Source organism: Mesotoga infera (assembly GCF_900157305.1).
GTDB lineage: Bacteria > Thermotogota > Thermotogae > Petrotogales > Kosmotogaceae > Mesotoga > Mesotoga infera.
Genome location: NZ_LS974202.1, coordinates 760,468 through 776,690, shown reverse-complemented (window position 1 = coordinate 776,690; position 16,223 = coordinate 760,468). Strand labels below are relative to the sequence as shown.

Annotated in this window: 16 protein-coding genes; 11 read left to right on the top strand and 5 right to left on the bottom strand. The window is 50.8% G+C overall.

Annotated features, from left to right (window positions below):
• Nucleotides 1-682 precede the first annotated feature (682 nt).
• The 3 genes from MESINF_RS03645 to MESINF_RS03635 all read left to right on the top strand — a co-directional run bounded on the left by MESINF_RS03645 (nucleotide 683) and on the right by MESINF_RS03635 (nucleotide 3,782).
• Nucleotides 683-2,338: a phosphoenolpyruvate carboxykinase (ATP) gene (locus tag MESINF_RS03645; RefSeq protein ID WP_169698586.1), complete on the top strand. Its 1,656-nt coding sequence runs from the start codon at nucleotides 683-685 to the stop codon at nucleotides 2,336-2,338.
• A 173-nt stretch (nucleotides 2,339-2,511) separates the two neighbouring features.
• Nucleotides 2,512-3,189, top strand: coding sequence for an ABC-2 transporter permease (locus MESINF_RS03640; protein ID WP_169698585.1), 678 nt, complete (start codon nucleotides 2,512-2,514; stop codon nucleotides 3,187-3,189).
• Entirely contained in the window at nucleotides 3,189-3,782 is a 594-nt protein-coding gene (locus tag MESINF_RS03635; protein WP_231936841.1) for an MBL fold metallo-hydrolase, read from the top strand. The genes MESINF_RS03640 and MESINF_RS03635 overlap by 1 nt, the downstream gene beginning before the upstream one ends.
• A 1-nt stretch (nucleotide 3,783) precedes the next feature.
• Here MESINF_RS03635 and MESINF_RS03630 read toward each other — a convergent pair whose 3' ends face one another.
• Genes MESINF_RS03630 through MESINF_RS03620 form a run of 3 tightly spaced genes read right to left on the bottom strand, consistent with a single transcriptional unit; the run spans nucleotide 3,784 to nucleotide 6,602 of the window.
• Nucleotides 3,784-5,076 (bottom strand): C69 family dipeptidase, encoded by a 1,293-nt coding sequence (locus MESINF_RS03630; RefSeq protein WP_169698584.1) that lies wholly within the window; start codon nucleotides 5,074-5,076, stop codon nucleotides 3,784-3,786.
• Nucleotides 5,077-5,088: 12 nt separating this feature from the next.
• On the bottom strand, nucleotides 5,089-5,853 hold the full coding sequence (locus tag MESINF_RS03625; RefSeq protein WP_231936840.1) for a YdcF family protein: 765 nt from the start codon (nucleotides 5,851-5,853) through the stop codon (nucleotides 5,089-5,091).
• On the bottom strand, nucleotides 5,853-6,602 hold the full coding sequence (locus tag MESINF_RS03620) for a glycerophosphodiester phosphodiesterase family protein (protein WP_169698582.1): 750 nt from the start codon (nucleotides 6,600-6,602) through the stop codon (nucleotides 5,853-5,855). The genes MESINF_RS03625 and MESINF_RS03620 overlap by 1 nt, the downstream gene beginning before the upstream one ends.
• 194 nt (nucleotides 6,603-6,796) lie before the next feature.
• Between MESINF_RS03620 and MESINF_RS03615 the strand changes: the two genes are divergently transcribed.
• From MESINF_RS03615 to pruA, 4 genes are read left to right on the top strand one after another with little or no spacing between them, the layout of a single operon-like run.
• Nucleotides 6,797-7,108 carry a (2Fe-2S)-binding protein gene (locus MESINF_RS03615; RefSeq protein ID WP_169698581.1) on the top strand — a complete coding sequence of 104 codons (312 nt, stop codon included), beginning with the start codon at nucleotides 6,797-6,799 and terminating at the stop codon, nucleotides 7,106-7,108.
• The gene (locus MESINF_RS03610; protein WP_169698580.1) at nucleotides 7,101-8,921 is read left to right on the top strand and encodes an FAD-dependent oxidoreductase; all 1,821 of its coding nucleotides are present in this window, start codon (nucleotides 7,101-7,103) and stop codon (nucleotides 8,919-8,921) included. The genes MESINF_RS03615 and MESINF_RS03610 overlap by 8 nt, the downstream gene beginning before the upstream one ends.
• Nucleotides 8,911-10,053 (top strand): NAD(P)/FAD-dependent oxidoreductase, encoded by a 1,143-nt coding sequence (locus MESINF_RS03605; RefSeq protein WP_169698579.1) that lies wholly within the window; start codon nucleotides 8,911-8,913, stop codon nucleotides 10,051-10,053. The genes MESINF_RS03610 and MESINF_RS03605 overlap by 11 nt, the downstream gene beginning before the upstream one ends.
• A 10-nt stretch (nucleotides 10,054-10,063) precedes the next feature.
• A complete protein-coding gene (gene pruA / locus MESINF_RS03600; protein ID WP_169698578.1) occupies nucleotides 10,064-11,638 on the top strand; it encodes an L-glutamate gamma-semialdehyde dehydrogenase in 1,575 nt (524 codons plus the stop codon).
• Nucleotides 11,639-11,765: 127 nt separating this feature from the next.
• Here pruA and MESINF_RS03595 read toward each other — a convergent pair whose 3' ends face one another.
• The gene (locus MESINF_RS03595) at nucleotides 11,766-12,527 is read right to left on the bottom strand and encodes an SIR2 family NAD-dependent protein deacylase (RefSeq protein WP_169698577.1); all 762 of its coding nucleotides are present in this window, start codon (nucleotides 12,525-12,527) and stop codon (nucleotides 11,766-11,768) included.
• Entirely contained in the window at nucleotides 12,524-13,111 is a 588-nt protein-coding gene (locus MESINF_RS03590; RefSeq protein ID WP_169698576.1) for a DUF4897 domain-containing protein, read from the bottom strand. Before MESINF_RS03590 ends, MESINF_RS03595 begins: the two co-directional genes overlap by 4 nt.
• 146 nt (nucleotides 13,112-13,257) lie before the next feature.
• On the opposite strand from MESINF_RS03590, the gene trpS reads away from it, so the two are divergent.
• From trpS to MESINF_RS03570, 4 genes are read left to right on the top strand one after another with little or no spacing between them, the layout of a single operon-like run.
• Entirely contained in the window at nucleotides 13,258-14,241 is a 984-nt protein-coding gene (gene trpS, locus MESINF_RS03585; RefSeq protein ID WP_169698575.1) for a tryptophan--tRNA ligase, read from the top strand.
• 2 nt (nucleotides 14,242-14,243) lie between these two features.
• Nucleotides 14,244-14,942 carry a segregation and condensation protein A gene (locus tag MESINF_RS03580; protein ID WP_169698574.1) on the top strand — a complete coding sequence of 233 codons (699 nt, stop codon included), beginning with the start codon at nucleotides 14,244-14,246 and terminating at the stop codon, nucleotides 14,940-14,942.
• Nucleotides 14,932-15,543, top strand: coding sequence for an SMC-Scp complex subunit ScpB (gene scpB, locus MESINF_RS03575; RefSeq protein ID WP_169698573.1), 612 nt, complete (start codon nucleotides 14,932-14,934; stop codon nucleotides 15,541-15,543). Before MESINF_RS03580 ends, scpB begins: the two co-directional genes overlap by 11 nt.
• On the top strand, nucleotides 15,455-16,198 hold the full coding sequence (locus MESINF_RS03570; RefSeq protein ID WP_169698572.1) for a pseudouridine synthase: 744 nt from the start codon (nucleotides 15,455-15,457) through the stop codon (nucleotides 16,196-16,198). Before scpB ends, MESINF_RS03570 begins: the two co-directional genes overlap by 89 nt.
• Nucleotides 16,199-16,223 lie beyond the last annotated feature (25 nt).

Genomic DNA, 16,223 nt, shown 5'->3' with positions numbered 1-16,223 from the left:
GTACGAGAAGAGGAGAGAGGGCGAGACACGAGCAGCGGGTCTCGGGTTTCGGGTCTAGGGTCTAGAACGCGAAAAACGCGGTTTTTCGCGGTCTTTGCTCCTTTTCGTCATGCCGGACTCACTTGATGTCATTCTGAGCTTGACTCAGAATCACATTCTTCCTCCTCCCCGTCATGCCGGACTTGATCCGGCATCCTGGTCCTTCGAAAGAGTAAAAGAACGAGATCCCGTATAAGAGCATTACGGGATGACAGGATGGGAGCACTACGGGATGACACGGGATGACAGCCCCCTCACGTCATCCTGACGTGCTCCCAGTCAGGATCCCGGTCTTCGCAAAAAACGGGACAGACATGAAGAGATTTGTCAGTCCCCATTTTCGCTCTCCCCTTCTCGTGAGCGAAGTGAATTCTCGACGCTCTTTCTTGACTCTTACCAACAACCGATCATATAGTTTTGTATATAGTACTTTTCCCCTATTTTAATTGTATGCTTTATTACCTCCAAGTGTGTTAATAACCTTGATGTAGGATTCTCGGCAATGATAAAATTCACCTGTCGCATGATCATAATTGAACCTGTTCGCCTGTTTTCAAAAGTTCATACCCATTATTCTTAATACTATTAATTTAATGGCCGGTTTTTACCGACCAGATTTTTTGTGTTATTCTGGAGGTGAAAAATGTCAAGTAGTTCCAGATTTACAAGGAGCAGTATTGGAAAGTCTAATCCGCTCTTTTCTCAGACTAGAACTACCATCGAGACTGCCTTTTACGGCAACAATGTTTCAACGGTTATCTCTCCCTGTGAAGCTTACAAACTGGCGAAGAGTTCGGCCGGCACGATCGTGACCGATATGCCCGTCTACAAACCGGAAAAACTCGGCCTTGAGCCCGACTCGAAGGTGCTCCTGTTCAACGATGGCGCCGTTACAGGTCGTTGCGCTTCTGCAAGACGGATCCTCGGTGAACCGGGAGTGAGCGAGGCGGATTATTGTGCAAAAATAAGAGAGGCCATATACAACACCAGAAAGAAGAAGATGTACCATGTACAGGGTTATATCGGTCTTGATCAGGATTTCATGATCAAGGCACATCTCCTCGTTCCGGAGGATTACGAAAATATCATGTACAATTGGCTTTTGAATTTTCAGCCTATGAACGAGTTCTACAACGAGATGTACGAGAATTCGAAAAAGTTCGACGACGAGGGTGAGATATTCGTCTTCTCCGATCCCGACTGGCAACATCCGGAGCATCCCCTCGGGCTCAGTTTCTTCGATCCCGAACACAACTGCGCCGCCATTCTCGGTATGCGCTATTTCGGAGAATTCAAGAAAGGGACTCTGACGCTGGCCTGGGGTTGCGCCAACAGACAGGGCTTCGCGGCCTGTCATGGCGGTCAAAAGAGGTACAATTTATCCGATAGAAAATATGTCGTAAGCTTTTTCGGGCTCTCAGGATCGGGCAAATCGACACTGACCCATGCAAAGCACGGAGGGAAGTACGATGTAACCATACTTCACGACGACGCGTTCGTTATCTCCTCGAAAAATGGCTCTTCGGTCGCGCTCGAGCCTTCGTATTTCGACAAGACCTCCGATTATCCACTTTGCAGTGATGACAACAGGTACCTTCTCTCAGTTCAAAACGTCGGGGCAACACAGGACGAAAACGGTAATATAGTGATCGTTTCCGAAGATATTCGCAACGGAAACGGCAGGGCCATTAAATCCAGGCTATGGTCCCCCAACAGGGTCGATAAATTCGACGAACCGGTCGATACTATCGTGTGGCTAATGAAAGACCCTTCGATACCACCCGTCGTAAAAATCGAAGATCCAGTTCTTTCTTCGGCCATGGGAGCCACTCTAGCCACAAAAAGGACCTCGGCCGAGAGGCTCGCGCCCGGGGTAGATCCCAACGCTCTGGTTATAGAGCCTTACGCCAACCCGTTCAGAACTTATCCTCTATCGGATGATTTCAAAAGATTTCTCGAATTATTCAAGAAGAGGAAAATCGATTGCTACATATTCAATACCGGGCATTTTGGAGAGAGGAAGATTCCCAAAGAGTTGACCCTCAATATACTGGAGAGCATAGTCGAGGGTAAGGCCCGGTTCAAGAAGTGGGAACCTTTCGAAGAGTTGCAGATAATGGAACTGGACGGCTTCACTCCAGATACCAGCGACGAAGATTACATGAAACTTCTTAGAGACAGACTCGTTGACAGATTCAACTTCATTAAGAGTCGGGAAACCGAAAGAGGTGGCTTCGACAGACTGCCCAGCGAGGCCGCTGAAGTCTTCGCAAAGCTCATCGAAAGGCTCAGATACTGACGAATATCGGTAAAGGCCGCCTTCGGGTGGCCTTTTATTGTCCTTTGCTGATGATCTGGCCTTGGTTGGCAATTATATCTAATGTAGAATATTGTTTGTACGGCAAAATTCCGCCCTTTCGAAGCGGGTAAGTGGCGTTCAATAAAAAATGATTGGATTGAAGAAGGTTCTGTATGGCCGTTCCCGTCGTTCTTGAAGAGTTCATAAATAGATTCAAAGGCTGGATTTCCGGTGCCAGCGATCTGACGGAGCTGGTGGGAGCTCTCTCTTCTCTCACGGTCTACACAATCGTAGCTTTCGTGGTGATAGGCCTTTCGCTTCTGATATTTGGAAGGAAACTCTTCGCGATTTTCTATGCCGTACTCTGGACAGTCATCGGATCTCATGTCGGTTATCTCTGGGGACAGGGAATGGAGACGCTGTACACGGTCGAGCTCATGATCCTTATCGGGATCCTTCTGCCGCTTGTGGCGATCAAGGCTAGAGAAATCTTCGTCTTTACGATGGTTCTCTTGGGAACGGGTTTTTTCGCAACGTATATCACCCAAAGCCTGGGCGCTTTTCAGAGTCTGACGATTCTCGATCCACCCTTCGTTCTGGCGGGCTGTCTTTTCGGCTGGCTGGCGGTTAAGTTCATGGATTACGTAATGATTGTATCTACCTCGTTGGTGGGAGCCTTTCTGTTGATGCTCGCGGTGAGTTATTTTTTCAGAGATATCACCGATCTTTTAACCATGCTGCTGGTCTTTCTTGCGACGTCTCTGTTCGGTATATTCCTTCAAATGGACATATATCTGAGAAATAAGAAGGGCCATAAGAAAAAGAAAACCGTATCGAAAGGAGCGAAGTGATGATAAGAAGAATCCTTTCCGGCAGGATGGAAGAGAACTGCTATCTGATCGAAGAAGAAAACGGGACAGTAGTTATAGATCCGGGAATAGGTACTGCCGACCGGATAATCGATTTTGTGGGAGACAAAAAACTCTCGATCCTTATAACGCATGGACATGCCGATCATATCTTCGATATTGACAGGTTAAAGTACGATCGAATCTTCGTCCATCCGCTCGACAGAGAGAGACTCCTCGACGCTGAAAAGAGCCTTCTGAATTTCTTTGGAAGGGGCCCTCTTAGGATAGACGAATCGGCCATCGTGGATTGCCTGCAAATCGGCGAAAAGTGGAGAGTGATACACACTCCCGGGCACACCCCCGGCTCGTGCTGCTATCTGTACGACGGCGGAATACTTTTCACCGGAGATACAGTCTTCATGGAATCCATAGGCAGAACCGATCTCCCCGGCGGTTCCGAAGACGCGATGATCGACAGCCTACGTCTGCTTAAGGAGATCTTCGAGAACGGACCGGACCTGAAGGTGTTTCCCGGTCACGGCCCCGGGACAGACGCCCGTGAAATTCTGATCGACAATCCTTTCTTCAGATAAATCAGACAAATCCGGGCCTCTTGAAGTTCTTGGCCTTCAATTCCTGAAGCTCCCTGTTTTTCTTCTCCCAGTATCTCCTGTTGAAAAAACCGGCTTCTATGGGACTCCCCTGGAGCAGGGAAGCCATTTTTTTCGCGATTTTCCAGCCCGTATCGAAGGCCTGGGCGGTGATATCGCGGTGCTCCAGGGAATCTTTGTGCAGGATCAACTCCTCTTCGAACGGTAAACAGTACTGCTCCCACAACTGTCTGGCTTTCTCATAACGGGTCACAGCCATACGGTGGAAGACCTCCCAGTTGCCCCAATGATTGAGCGCATCAGCTTCCTTCTCGAAGGGCAGGGTCGAGGAATCGGAATCGAACCAGACGGGTTTATAGAAAGAAAGACAGGGCGCACTGGTATTGGTTAACCAGACTTCGATCTTCTCACCGAGAACCACGACCATGGAGCCGGTAGTCTGTGAACTCACCAACCCGGTGCCGGCGTGCATACAGATATTCTTCATGGAACCGAAGAGCCGCGATCCGCCGTGGTCCCTCAGTATTTCGAAAGTCTTTTTCAAATCTAAATCTTTCTCTCCCACAAGATTCATCGTTCGTCTCCGGCGGGCCTCTCCACCGGAGAGCCATGAAAAGAACTTCTTCTCGTAGCATTTCTTGAAGCCGAAATCTTCGGCCCTTTTGCACCAGCCCTTTTCCAGTGCGTTGCCGACGGTTTCCGGATGTTGCAATTCCCCGGTACCCGCAATAGTCAGACAATTGGAGATCGACGCGCAGTCTTTCACCCGCTCTGCGGTCCAGTATCTGTCGGAAGTCTCCAGAACCCAGGCGGTTTCCCTGTCGGCCACTATGTAGGAGTTGTGGTAGAAGATAGCTTTCGTGTAACCTGCACTTTCGCCCTGGCCGTACCTCTGTATGAGATCGGTGATAACCGTTACGGCCTGTTCGGCGCTTTCCGATCTTTCCAGGGCGATTCTGAGAATGTCCATCCCCAGTAACCCTTGCCTGCTGACCATCTCTCTGGTGAAGATCGCCTCGTTGCCGATTGCCACGCCGTTTTCGTTCACTCCCATCTCACCGCCCCACATCCATGAAGGCTTGGAGATGAGCACCGCGTAGGTTTTTTCGACCTGCTTTATCTTCTGGGAGGTTGTATAGAGCTCCTTGCTGTCGCATTCCATCCGGGGATAGAAGAAGACGTATTGGGGTTCATTCGGCTCTCTATCACTGTTTTTGGCGAAAATCGTTCTGCCGTCAAGCGTGGAGTTTCCCAGAGCCACAAAGGTATCACACATCTTACCCTCCTTTCAAGGATTCATGAAAGCGTACCTGATCTGACCGAAAAACTCGTGAATCGCGGCAAGGTTTGCGTTCAAAGCGTCTCTGGAAGGAAGAATATCCACAAATCCAAAGTCCGTATGGTCATACAGGTAATCGGTAGGATATGGTGTAACGGTCAGGCCGAATTTCTCGAAGGATTTCACAGCCCTCTTCATATGTACGGCAGACGTGACGAGGATCACACTCTTCCAGCCGCTTTGTGAGCAAAGTCTGGCGGTATATTCCGCGTTCTCCCAGGTGTTTCTCGCCTGCGGTTCCACCAGAATTCTGGAGGTGCTAACTCCCTGCCCGAGCAACCAGTCCCTCATCAGCTCGGCCACCGGTAGAGTGTTCCTTCCGGGCACGAATGATCCGGAGACTATTATCGGCAGCTTGGTTTGAAGGTGGAGTTTCAAAGCCGCGCTCAGCCGGGCCACGCTGTGATTGTCCAGCACCTGGCCAGCTGGAGTTATGACCACTCCGCCGCTGAGAACAACTATAACCTGACCGCTCACCGATTTTGGTACCGGGTACTCTTTTTCGAGCGGTCGCAGATAGAGGTACGTTCCCAGCCCTGTTGAAAGAAGATATCCAAAGATAGTGAGAACCAGCAGAACGATTCCGGCGGCCTTTATCCCGCGGGCATCTTTTTTTCTAAGAAGAGTCAGCGCTAAGATCAGTAGGATGAGGATAATTAGGCCAGGCGGTGTCAATATTGAGGAAAGTATCTTCTCGATATAGAACAATCTCATCACCCTCGCTTTCCAGAGGTCCTTCCTCCGGTAAGTGCTATCATGCCCTGCAAGTTGTCGGTTATGACAATATCGATTTCGCCCTCCAACTTGAGCAGTAAATCGGGGTCGTCCAGAGTCCAAAGAGCTACGGCAATTCCCGTCTTTCGAAGGAGTTTTATGAATTCCACGCTTTTTTTGAAACCCACTTCCTCGAACATTTGAACTGGAAGATTCATCGAGTAAGGCTTATAGACGGACAACAACTCCCCAAAATAAGACATGGGGTCTTTGCCTCTGGCATCTTCCCCGATCAGAAGACCGATCTTCGCATCGTTGCACTGTTTGCGGATTTCAAGCAGGCAGCCGTGATGAAAAGATGAAAATAGCGTTCTATCGAGAGCGTTGAAGCTCCGGACCAACGGAACAGCCAGAGGAGCCGCCAGAGGATCCTTTATCTCTACATTTATAAAGGCCGTGTCGGGAAGTTCCAGATAGACCTTTTCGAGAGTCGTCAACTTCTCCGGAGAAAACAGCCCTTTCTTTTTCAATACTCTGTAACTACTTTCAGGAACCGTAATATCGACACCGAGGGTTCTGTTGAGATCACGGTCGTGTGTCACCACCAGAACTCCATCTCTGGTCGAGTGAACATCGAGCTCCACGCCGTCGGCGCCTATCTGAATCGCCCTCACGAGTGAAAGAAGAGAGTTCTCCCCTTCTCCTGTTCCCATTCCCCTGTGCCCCAGCAAGAGTGGTCTCTTTTCCATGTGTTGGTTGTCCTCCAGTTATCCGGATTGGGGATTGTGTACGCTTTCAACCGCATCCCTATTCCGGCAGGTCTTTATACAGACAATTATAGCAGCTTATTTTGTCTGTTCGGGAGTATGCACCGGTATGCTGGTCTTCTTCCTGAAGACCGGAATACTTATAATTGTAATGCTCAGTAAATGGAGGCGATATCTTGGAAAGAATCGTAGAACATCCTCTTCTCAAATTCGAAAGAGGTAAGAAGATCGTTTTTTATTTCGAAGACGTTCAAATGCAAGCGTACGAAGGCGAGTCCATAGCGGCCGCTCTTCACGCTAACGGTGTGAGAATGTTGCGAATTACCCCCAAAGGTTCAAGACCTCAGGGGCTGTTCTGCGCAATCGGCAAATGTTCTTCATGCCTGATGGAAGTCGATGGAAAAGCCAACGTAAGAACTTGCATCACTCCGGTGAAGGAGGGTATGAGAGTTCGAAAGCAGAAAGGCAGAGGTGAGAAAAGTGAGTAATCCCGACCTTCTCGTCCTGGGCGGAGGACCGGCCGGACTTTGCGGCGCCATAGAAGCGGCTCGCGAAGGGTTGAGAGTGCTGGTGGTGGACGAGGGTATTTCGCCCGGAGGACAGCTGGTGAAACAGACCCATAAGTTCTTCGGAAGCGAAAACTTCTATGCCTCGACCAGGGGAATGGAAATAGCCGTTAAGCTGTTGAAGGAGCTGTCTCTTTACTCACGGGCAACCATAGCTAGCGAGTCATCGGTTCTTGCTATCTATCCCGACGGCGTGCCCGTTCTTGACAGACGAAGCGACAGTACCACTCTCTACAATCCTGCGCGACTTCTTGTGGCTACGGGAGCTTCGGAGAGATTTCTGCAGTTCGACAACAACGATCTTCCCGGAGTTTACGGGGCGGGTGCCGTCCAGACCCTGATGAATCAGTTCGGAATCCTTCCCGGAAAGAGTGTGCTCATGATCGGCTCTGGAAATATCGGATTGATCGTTTCTTACCAGTTGGCCCAGGCCGGAGTCGAAGTCAAAGCGATACTGGAGGCTTCCAGTCGAATAGGTGGTTACCGTGTGCACGCGGACAAAGTAAAACGACTGGGCATTCCCGTTCTCCTGAACCATACCATCCTCAAGGCGATCGGCGAGGAGTCGGTGAAAGGCGCGCTGATAACGGCCCTGGACGACCGTTGGAAACCTGTACCGGGAACGGAGAGAGAATTGGTGATCGACACCATCTGTATCGCCGTGGGACTCACGCCATCGGCCGAGCTGGTAGCTCAGGCAGGAGGACAGCTGAAATACATACCCGAACTCGGAGGTTACGTTCCTCTACATGACGGGGATATGAGAACGACGATAGATAGAGTCTTCGTGGCCGGAGACGTTTCGGGTATTGAGGAAGCGACGACCGCGATGATAGAAGGCAGGATCGCCGGTCTGAACATAGTGAAAGACATAAAGGGAGAGTGTGACGAAACACGTCTGACAGATCTCAAAGAGACTCTGAATAGGTTCCGGTGCGGGCCGACATCTTCTAAAATACGTTCCGGCCTTGAAAAGATGAACCTGGCGACACGAGCGGCCAGGTATGTAGAGGGCGAAGTGAACAGACCCGAAGAGTTCAGGGGAAAGTTGAGACCGATAATCGAATGCTTCGAAGCTATACCGTGCAACCCCTGCGAAACGAGTTGCCCGGTCGGAGCGATAAAGATCGGAGCGAATATAAACGATGTGCCTGTGATAGATTATTCGAGATGTACGGGCTGTGGTGTCTGCGCTACCAAGTGCCCGGGTCTTGCCATATTCATGTATCAGGAGAGGGAGGATGGAATGGCTCTGGTGGGAATCCCCTACGAATTTCTCCCCGTTCCAGAGAGAGGCCAGACGGTTTACGCAATCGGAAGAAACGGCGAAGTGCTCTGCACGGCAAGGGTCGATCGTATCACCAGATCGGCAAACAAAACGAACATAGTTTATCTGACCGTTCCCGAAGAGCTGGGCAGAGATGTTCGCCACATACACGTAACGAACAGAGAAGAAAGCTCACTGGTCTGTCGCTGCGAAGAGATAACGGTTGAACAGGTCAAGAAGGCCATAAGAGAGGGCTATGTAGATTTCGAAGAGCTGCGGAGGTATCTGAGGGTGAGCATGGGGCCCTGCGGAGGCAGAACCTGTCGTCTGAACACACTAATGATCCTTTCAGGCGAGACGGGATTGCCGGTAGAAAAATTATCTCCTGGAACCCTCAGGCCGCCGGTGATTCCGGTGAGTTTCGGAGCGATCGAAAGAAACGTAAAGGTGAACGAAGATGAAAAATAAGGCGCGCGTAACGATAATCGGTGGCGGCGTCGTCGGCTCTGCCACTGCCTACTATTTGGCTAAAAACGGACTCACAGATGTGGTACTTCTCGAAAGAGATTACCTCTCTTCCGGCTCTACCGGAAGGTGCGGCGGGGGGATCAGGCAGCAGTGGTCGGAAAGAATGAACGTCCGGCTGGCCATGAGAAGCGTCGAACACTTCAAAAACTTCGAGAAAGAAGTCGGACTGGACATCGAATACTTTCAGGGAGGTTACCTGCTTCTAGCGTACAACGAAGAGGAGGAGGCGCTCTTTAAGAAGAATGTCGCCATGCAGCAGGAAGAGGGACTCGATGTCGTCCTGCTCTCACGGGAAGAGACGACCAGGAAATTTCCCTTCATGAACCTTGAAGGTCTGAAACTGTCGGCGTACTGTCCGAGCGACGGCCACGCCAATCCCCATCTGACTACCTTCGGCTATGCCAGGGCCGCCGAGAAAATGGGTGTAGAGGTAGTGACTCATACACAAGCAAAGAGAGTGCTGTTAGAGAACGGCAAGATCAAGACCGTCGTTACGGACAGGGGAGAGATCGAGACGGGGATTGTGGTCAACGCCGCGGGCGGGTACTCGCACCAGGTGGGAGAAATGGTCGGACTAAACCTTCCAACCGAATCCTACAGACATCAGATATTCGTCACCGAACCTCTGGAGCACATTCTCGACCCTCTGGTCATAAGCTTCGTGAACAATTTCTATATAAGGCAAACCGAATCGGGAAATTTCATCATGGGTCAGGGTGACAGGGACGAGCTTCCGGGATTGGAAATAACACCGACCTGGAAGTTCCTCAAGGAGATGTCTGACAAAATGCCGCGGTTCTTTCCGTTTCTTAGGGATGTGAGGATCCTGAGACACTGGGCCGGACTCTACAATATGTCCCCCGATGCGCAACCGATAATAGACAGGTCGAACGAAGTGGAGGACTTCTACTTTGCGATAGGCTTCTCGGGCCACGGTTTCATGCTCGCGCCGGCGGTCGGAGAGGCCCTGGCCGAATGGATAGTCTTTGGCGAGCCCAGGAGCGTGGATATATCCAACCTGAGCCTGCAGAGATTCGAGCGTGGCTTCACCAGAGAGAAAAACGTAGTATAGGAGGTAAGAAATGCTGGAAGCAACCAACCATATGGTAATACCGCCGTTCCGTAACGAATCTTACATCGATCCCTCCGACCCGGGTGTGAGAGAGAAGATGCGGAGCGCGATAGAAGCGTTGAGGTCGGAAAGCAAGGAGTACGATTTAATGGTCGGAGGAGAGCCCATCTCAACCGAGAAGAGGATCCTCTCGCGCAACCCTGCCAACCCCGAAGAGATCGTTGGCAGAGTCTCTAGTGCCAACATGGGTATAGTCGATAAAGCGCTGAATTGCGCTTATAAAGCGTTCGAAAGTTGGAGCATGTTGCCGGCTTACGAAAGGGTCAAACCCTTCCTGAGGGCGGCGGAAATCATGCGTCAGAAGCGCTTTGAACTCGACGCCACGATGATACTGGAAGTTGGGAAGAGCTGGATAGAAGCCGACGCCGATCTCGCAGAGGCGATAGATTTCCTCGAGTTCTACAGCCGCGAGGCGCTACGCTATGACGAACCCCAACCGGTCGTTCAGGTTCCGGGAGAGTACAATCTGTTGCGGTACATACCACTTGGTGTCGGAGCGGTGATTCCACCCTGGAACTTTCCCTGTGCCATAATGGTCGGCATGACCACTGCCGCGGCCGTTTCCGGAAACTGCGTGCTGCTAAAGCCGGCATCGGATTCGCCGGTTATTGCCGCAAAATTCGTACAGATACTGAAGGAAGCCGGTCTGCCCGATGGTGTCGTAAACTTCATTCCCGGCTCCGGCGGAGAGATAGGCGATTACATAGTTGAAAATCCGGCCATCCGTTTCGTATCCTTCACCGGATCGAAAGAGGTCGGCCTGAGGATAAACGAACTGGCCGCCAGGCATCATGTTGGTCAGAAATGGATAAAGAGAGTTGTCCTGGAAATGGGTGGTAAAGACTGCGTCGTCGTTGACGAAAGCGCAGATCTCGAAGCCGCTTCAAATGGCGCCGTGGCGAGCGCATTCGGCTTTCAGGGACAGAAATGCTCTGCCGGGTCAAGGATAATCGTGGTCGAAGACGTTTACGAAAAGATGGTGGCGATGATCAAAGAAAAGACCGAGAAATTGACTGTCGGAGATACCACCGATCCTGACAACTACATGGGTCCGGTAATAAACGAAAACGCCATGAAGAGAATACTCGGCTATATAGATAAAGGAAAGAGCGAGGGAAGACTCCTGACAGGAGGCAAGCGCCTAGACGGGACGGGCTTCTTCATTGAGCCTACGGTTTTCTTCGACGTGCCGCCGGATGCTGTAATAGCGCAGGAGGAGATCTTCGGTCCCGTAACGGCTGTCATAAAGGCGAAAGACTTCGAAGACGCGATGAGAATCGCCAACGGAACGGAGTACGGACTTACCGGCTCTCTCTACAGCAAGAACAGGCATCGAATAGAGAGAGCAAAGGCCATTTTCCACGTGGGTAACCTCTACTTCAACAGGAAATGTACCGGCGCCCTGGTGGGAGTGCAACCCTTCGGAGGTTTCAATATGTCCGGTACCGATTCAAAGGCCGGCGGTAGAGATTATCTTCTGCTCTTCCTCCAGGGAAAGTCGATAAGTGAAAAGATCATACCCTAACCCGGGTACCTGGCCTTACAGTTACCCGTACTCTGTAATTGAGGTTTTCGAACTCTCGATCAAAAATCCCCGCTTGAGTCTTGAGCGGGGATTTATCTGGCAAGTATGTTGAGACTCGCAAAAACACTTATTGTTGGTGACGCGCATCCAGAAGGGCGAGAACCTCGCCGGAGAACTTCTCGAGAGTGACGTTGAATATGTGATCGGCCATGTAGTCAAGGCCCGTTGAATCCCTGTTCACTATTGCCAGAGTCGCGCCGGAAGACTTGGCCATCACTGGGAACTGAGCCGCCGGATAGACTACCAGTGAAGAACCCATCGCCACGAAGAGTTCTGAATCGACCGCAGCCCTTTCGGCCCTTCGAATGGCCTCGGCAGGAAGCATCTCGCCGAAAAAAACTATGTCGGGCTTTATAAGCCCCGAGCAGCTACACAAGGGGATTTCGCTCTCTTCAAGAAGTTTTTCCAGCTCGTCTCTGGAATATCTCCTGTGGCATTTCATGCACGAGAAAGAAGAGACACTCCCATGAAGTTCTATAACATCTTTTGCACCTGCGCGTTGCTGCAGGCCGTCTATGTTCTGGGTTATTATCTCTCCTATCATGCCCTCTCGCTGGAGCCTTGAAAGCATAAAATGAGTGGGGTTGGGATCTCTGTCGGCCATCGTATGTATTCTCTCTCTGGCGATTCTGTAATAAGCGGCGGGGTTGCCCAGAAAGAAATCCAGCTCGAAGACCTCAGGAGAGACTTTGCTGTAAAGCCCACCCGAACTCCTGAAATCGGGGATACCGCTGGCTACGGAGACACCGGCCCCGGTCAGGACGACGGTCTTGCTCGAACTTTTCAGCAGTTCGAAGAAAGAGACCGCTTCATCGGTCGGGGTTTTCACTGGCCGAACCTTATCTTCGGAAAGGGCGTTTTTCCGGTGTTGCTCCATATGAAGATGTTTCCTCCTATCGAGGAGCTCGGTTCCGGCTCCACACTCACAACCTTCGCGCCGGCGGGGATCTCCAGGGTCAGAGACGACTCGACGCCGGTGAGATCGAACTCCATATCGCCCATATCTGTATTCACGATACCTTCTTCAACTGCGGAAAAGCCTGCAATCACTGCGTGCTCGACCACCTTTACCCGGTTTGTACCCAGTACCGTTGCCGTTGACTGAAAATCTTCCACCGTCATGATCCTATTGAAACTCTCGGCGAACTTGGTGATTGACTCCTGAAAATCCGCCTGCTGTTGCTCTTTGGGCTTTTCGTACTGCTCGAGAAATTGAGTCATCTGATTGGGTTTGTTGAAGAGAATCTCCGTCTCTATGTCCAGCGTGGCACGACCTTCATAATCGTATTTATAGTTGCTCGAAGAGGAAAGCGTTTCGATATCCAGCCTGTTGTTGAAGGCCATAAACATATTCACGGCGGTCATACCGACCATGACCACGACGAGAATGATTAGAAGGGTGTTGAATTTCATATATTACCTCCCGATACCTGTTTTTTTATAGTAAACCCTCAAATATGATAACATCATTCTGTGCTAAAATACATTGTAAGAACTTTACCGTACCGGCTTGACCGGACATCGTATAGAGTCAGAGTTTCGGGTTTGGAGGGATTTCAGTGCGGATTCTCAGTGGCATGCGCTCTACCGGCAGACTTCATCTGGGCCATTTTGTAACTCTTGAAAAGTGGAAGGAGCTTCAAGACAGCGGAAACGATTGCTTCTACTTTGTGGCCAACTGGCACGGGTTGACTTCTCATATAGACTCCACGGAAAACTTCAGGGAATGGACGCTGGATATAATCAGGACTTATATAGCGGTCGGGCTCGATCCCGAGAAGTCCGTTCTCTTCATACAATCGGCGATAAAGGAGCACGCCGAGCTCTTCGTATATTTCTCCATGCTGATCCCCGTATCGAGGCTCGAGAGAGTTCCCACCTACAAGGATCAAAAAGAGCAGATCTTGGACAGGGATCTCTCTAGCGGGGGCTTCCTGCTCTACCCTGTCCTGCAGGCTGCCGATATACTCATGTATCTCGCCAATGGCGTTCCCGTGGGAGAGGACCAGATCTATCACGTTGAGTTGACCAGGGAAGTGGCCCGAAAATTCAACAACCAGTTCGGCGAGGTCTTTCCCGAACCGGAGCCGATCCTGGCGAAGGTTCCCAGACTACCGGGCACCGACGGTCGAAAGATGTCCAAAAGCTACAACAACTTCATACTGATAGATACCGACGAGAAGGAACTATGGAAAATGCTGGCTCCAATGATGACCGATCCGGCCAGAAAGCGTAGAACCGACCCCGGCGACCCAGAAAAATGCCCGGTATGGGATTACCACAAAGCCTTCACCACCTCACAGAGCGATAAGGATTGGGTAGTGAACGGTTGTAAAACCGCAAGTATCGGCTGCCTCGACTGTAAAAAGCTGTTGCAGAAAAACCTTGTTACAAGCCTCTCTCCGGTCTGGGAGAAACTGGCTTATCTGAAGGACAACCCCCGGGTGGTCGATAGAATAATAGAGGAAGGCAACTCTAAAGCCCGTGCCATTGCGCAGGAAACTATGCGCAAGGTGTTGCGAGCGACGAAGCTGGGGTGGTAGAAGTGGAGCAGCTGCAGCTGGTCTTCAATTTACCGGAATTTGAGGGACCACTCGACCTGCTACTCTATTTGGCCAAAAAACACCGGGTCGATATTCGTTCGATACCGATAACCTTCATAGCCGACGAATTCATAGCCTACATTAACAAGATGAAATCTCTGGATATGAACATAGCCTCCGATTTCCTGGTCATGGCCTCAACCCTGATGGAAATGAAATCCAAAGCCCTACTTCCAAGGTTGAGCGACAGGGAGGCGGAGGCTTTCGAAAACCAGCAGAAGGAACTCTTCAGAAGGGTCGAAGAGTACCAGGCCGTGAAGGAGCTGTCCAAACGTTTTAGAATAAAGCTCTATGATTCATACAGCTACGAGAGGGCAATGGCGAAGCCCTCAGTTGAAGCTGATAGGAGCGACGAGCTTCCCGACAAGCTCATGGCCGCTTTCAAATCGATACTTAAAGAAACCGCTTTGAGAGACAGAGTGTACACGATAGTCGCCGAAAGCGTGAGGGTCGAAGACAGGATGAAGCAGATAGAGGAGCTTTACGAAAGGATAGAGCTGTACGAATTCTTGAGAGAGCTCGAAAGCAGGTCGGAAATAATAGTTTCCTTTCTCGCCGTCCTTGAGCTTCTAAAACTCAACAGGTACATATTAGAAAGTCCAGACCCTTTGGTAATCAGGAGGCGTTCACTTGAGCGATGAACTCTCCAGAAAAGCCGCTATTGAGGCTCTCATATTCTCGGCCAGGAACGGTATAGAACCCAGGAAGATCGCATCGATCGTGGGAATGAAGCTCAACCAGGTAACGCTCCTTCTGGAAGAGATCGAGAGCGATTACGCCACCTCCGAACACGGAGTGATGATAAAATCCGTCAACGGCAAGTTGAGGTTCTACACCAAGCCCGAGCTGCAAAACTACGTGAGCCAGATATCCACCAGGCCGATAGTCAGTATAACCGACACTCAGATGGAAGCCCTCGCGATCGTCGCGATAAAGGGACCGCTCACCAAGAACGACGTGGAACTGATCAGGGGCCGTTCCACACAGAACCAGCTTCTCGAGTTGTCTAAGATGGGCTTGATCGGCAAGAGGAAATCCAAGCTGCCGGGTCGCCCGTATCTCTACAAAACAACGAAGAAATTTTACGATCTTTTCCAGCTGGAAGATCTTTCCGAAATTGTTCAGGGCCTTTCCCTGGGCGGAGGAGAGAAAGTTGAGACTACAGGAGATACTGTCCCGGCTGACGGGCCTGTCCAGGAGGAAATCGACACAGGCGATACTGGACGGCAGAGTCAGGATTGACGGGAAAGTCGAAAGATACCCCAGACGGGAAATCGATCCCCAGAGCTCGTCGATCGAATTCGACGGCAAGACCCTGGAATTCAAAAAACAGGCCACGGTCGTCTATTTGATCAACAAACCGGCCGGATATCTCAGCGCCATGACCGACGACCGCGGCCGAAAGACTCTCTCGGACCTTATAGCCGGGAAGATACAAGAGCGTGTCTTCCACGTCGGGAGGCTCGACCAGGGGACTTCCGGGCTGTTGATTCTGACCAACGACGGGGAACTGGCTCACTTGGTTTCACACCCCGCTTCGGAGATCGAAAAGGCCTACCTTGTCAAAATACGTGGAAAACTCGACGATATTCAGTTGCAGGCCATCAGAGACGGGATAACTCTTGAGGATGGTTTTACCACCTCGCCCGCCAGAGTTAGTATAGCCAGAAGCGACAGAGATACAACCACTCTGAGATTGATACTTCACGAAGGTCACAAGCGGGAGATAAGAGAGATGTTCAAAGCTCTGGGAAAGAGCGTTGTGAGCCTGGTCAGGGTCTCGATAGGCGGTCTGGACATCTCGATTGTGCCCAGGCCCGGGGAGATCAAAAAGCTAGGAAAAAAGGAAATCGATCTGATAAAACAGGGTTCGAAAAGAAAGAATCAAGGGCGGTAAGAGGAGCGACGGGTTGTGTGCATCT

Coding starts and splice junctions, on each gene's coding strand:
- MESINF_RS03590 (WP_169698576.1), bottom strand. CDS start 13,111: ATGAAATTCAACACCCTTCTAATCATTCTCGTCGTGGTCATGGTCGGT.
- MESINF_RS03625 (WP_231936840.1), bottom strand. CDS start 5,853: ATGAGATTGTTCTATATCGAGAAGATACTTTCCTCAATATTGACACCG.
- MESINF_RS03635 (WP_231936841.1), top strand. CDS start 3,189: ATGATAAGAAGAATCCTTTCCGGCAGGATGGAAGAGAACTGCTATCTG.
- pruA (WP_169698578.1), top strand. CDS start 10,064: ATGCTGGAAGCAACCAACCATATGGTAATACCGCCGTTCCGTAACGAA.
- MESINF_RS03620 (WP_169698582.1), bottom strand. CDS start 6,602: ATGGAAAAGAGACCACTCTTGCTGGGGCACAGGGGAATGGGAACAGGA.
- MESINF_RS03605 (WP_169698579.1), top strand. CDS start 8,911: ATGAAAAATAAGGCGCGCGTAACGATAATCGGTGGCGGCGTCGTCGGC.
- MESINF_RS03645 (WP_169698586.1), top strand. CDS start 683: ATGTCAAGTAGTTCCAGATTTACAAGGAGCAGTATTGGAAAGTCTAAT.
- MESINF_RS03640 (WP_169698585.1), top strand. CDS start 2,512: ATGGCCGTTCCCGTCGTTCTTGAAGAGTTCATAAATAGATTCAAAGGC.
- MESINF_RS03630 (WP_169698584.1), bottom strand. CDS start 5,076: ATGTGTGATACCTTTGTGGCTCTGGGAAACTCCACGCTTGACGGCAGA.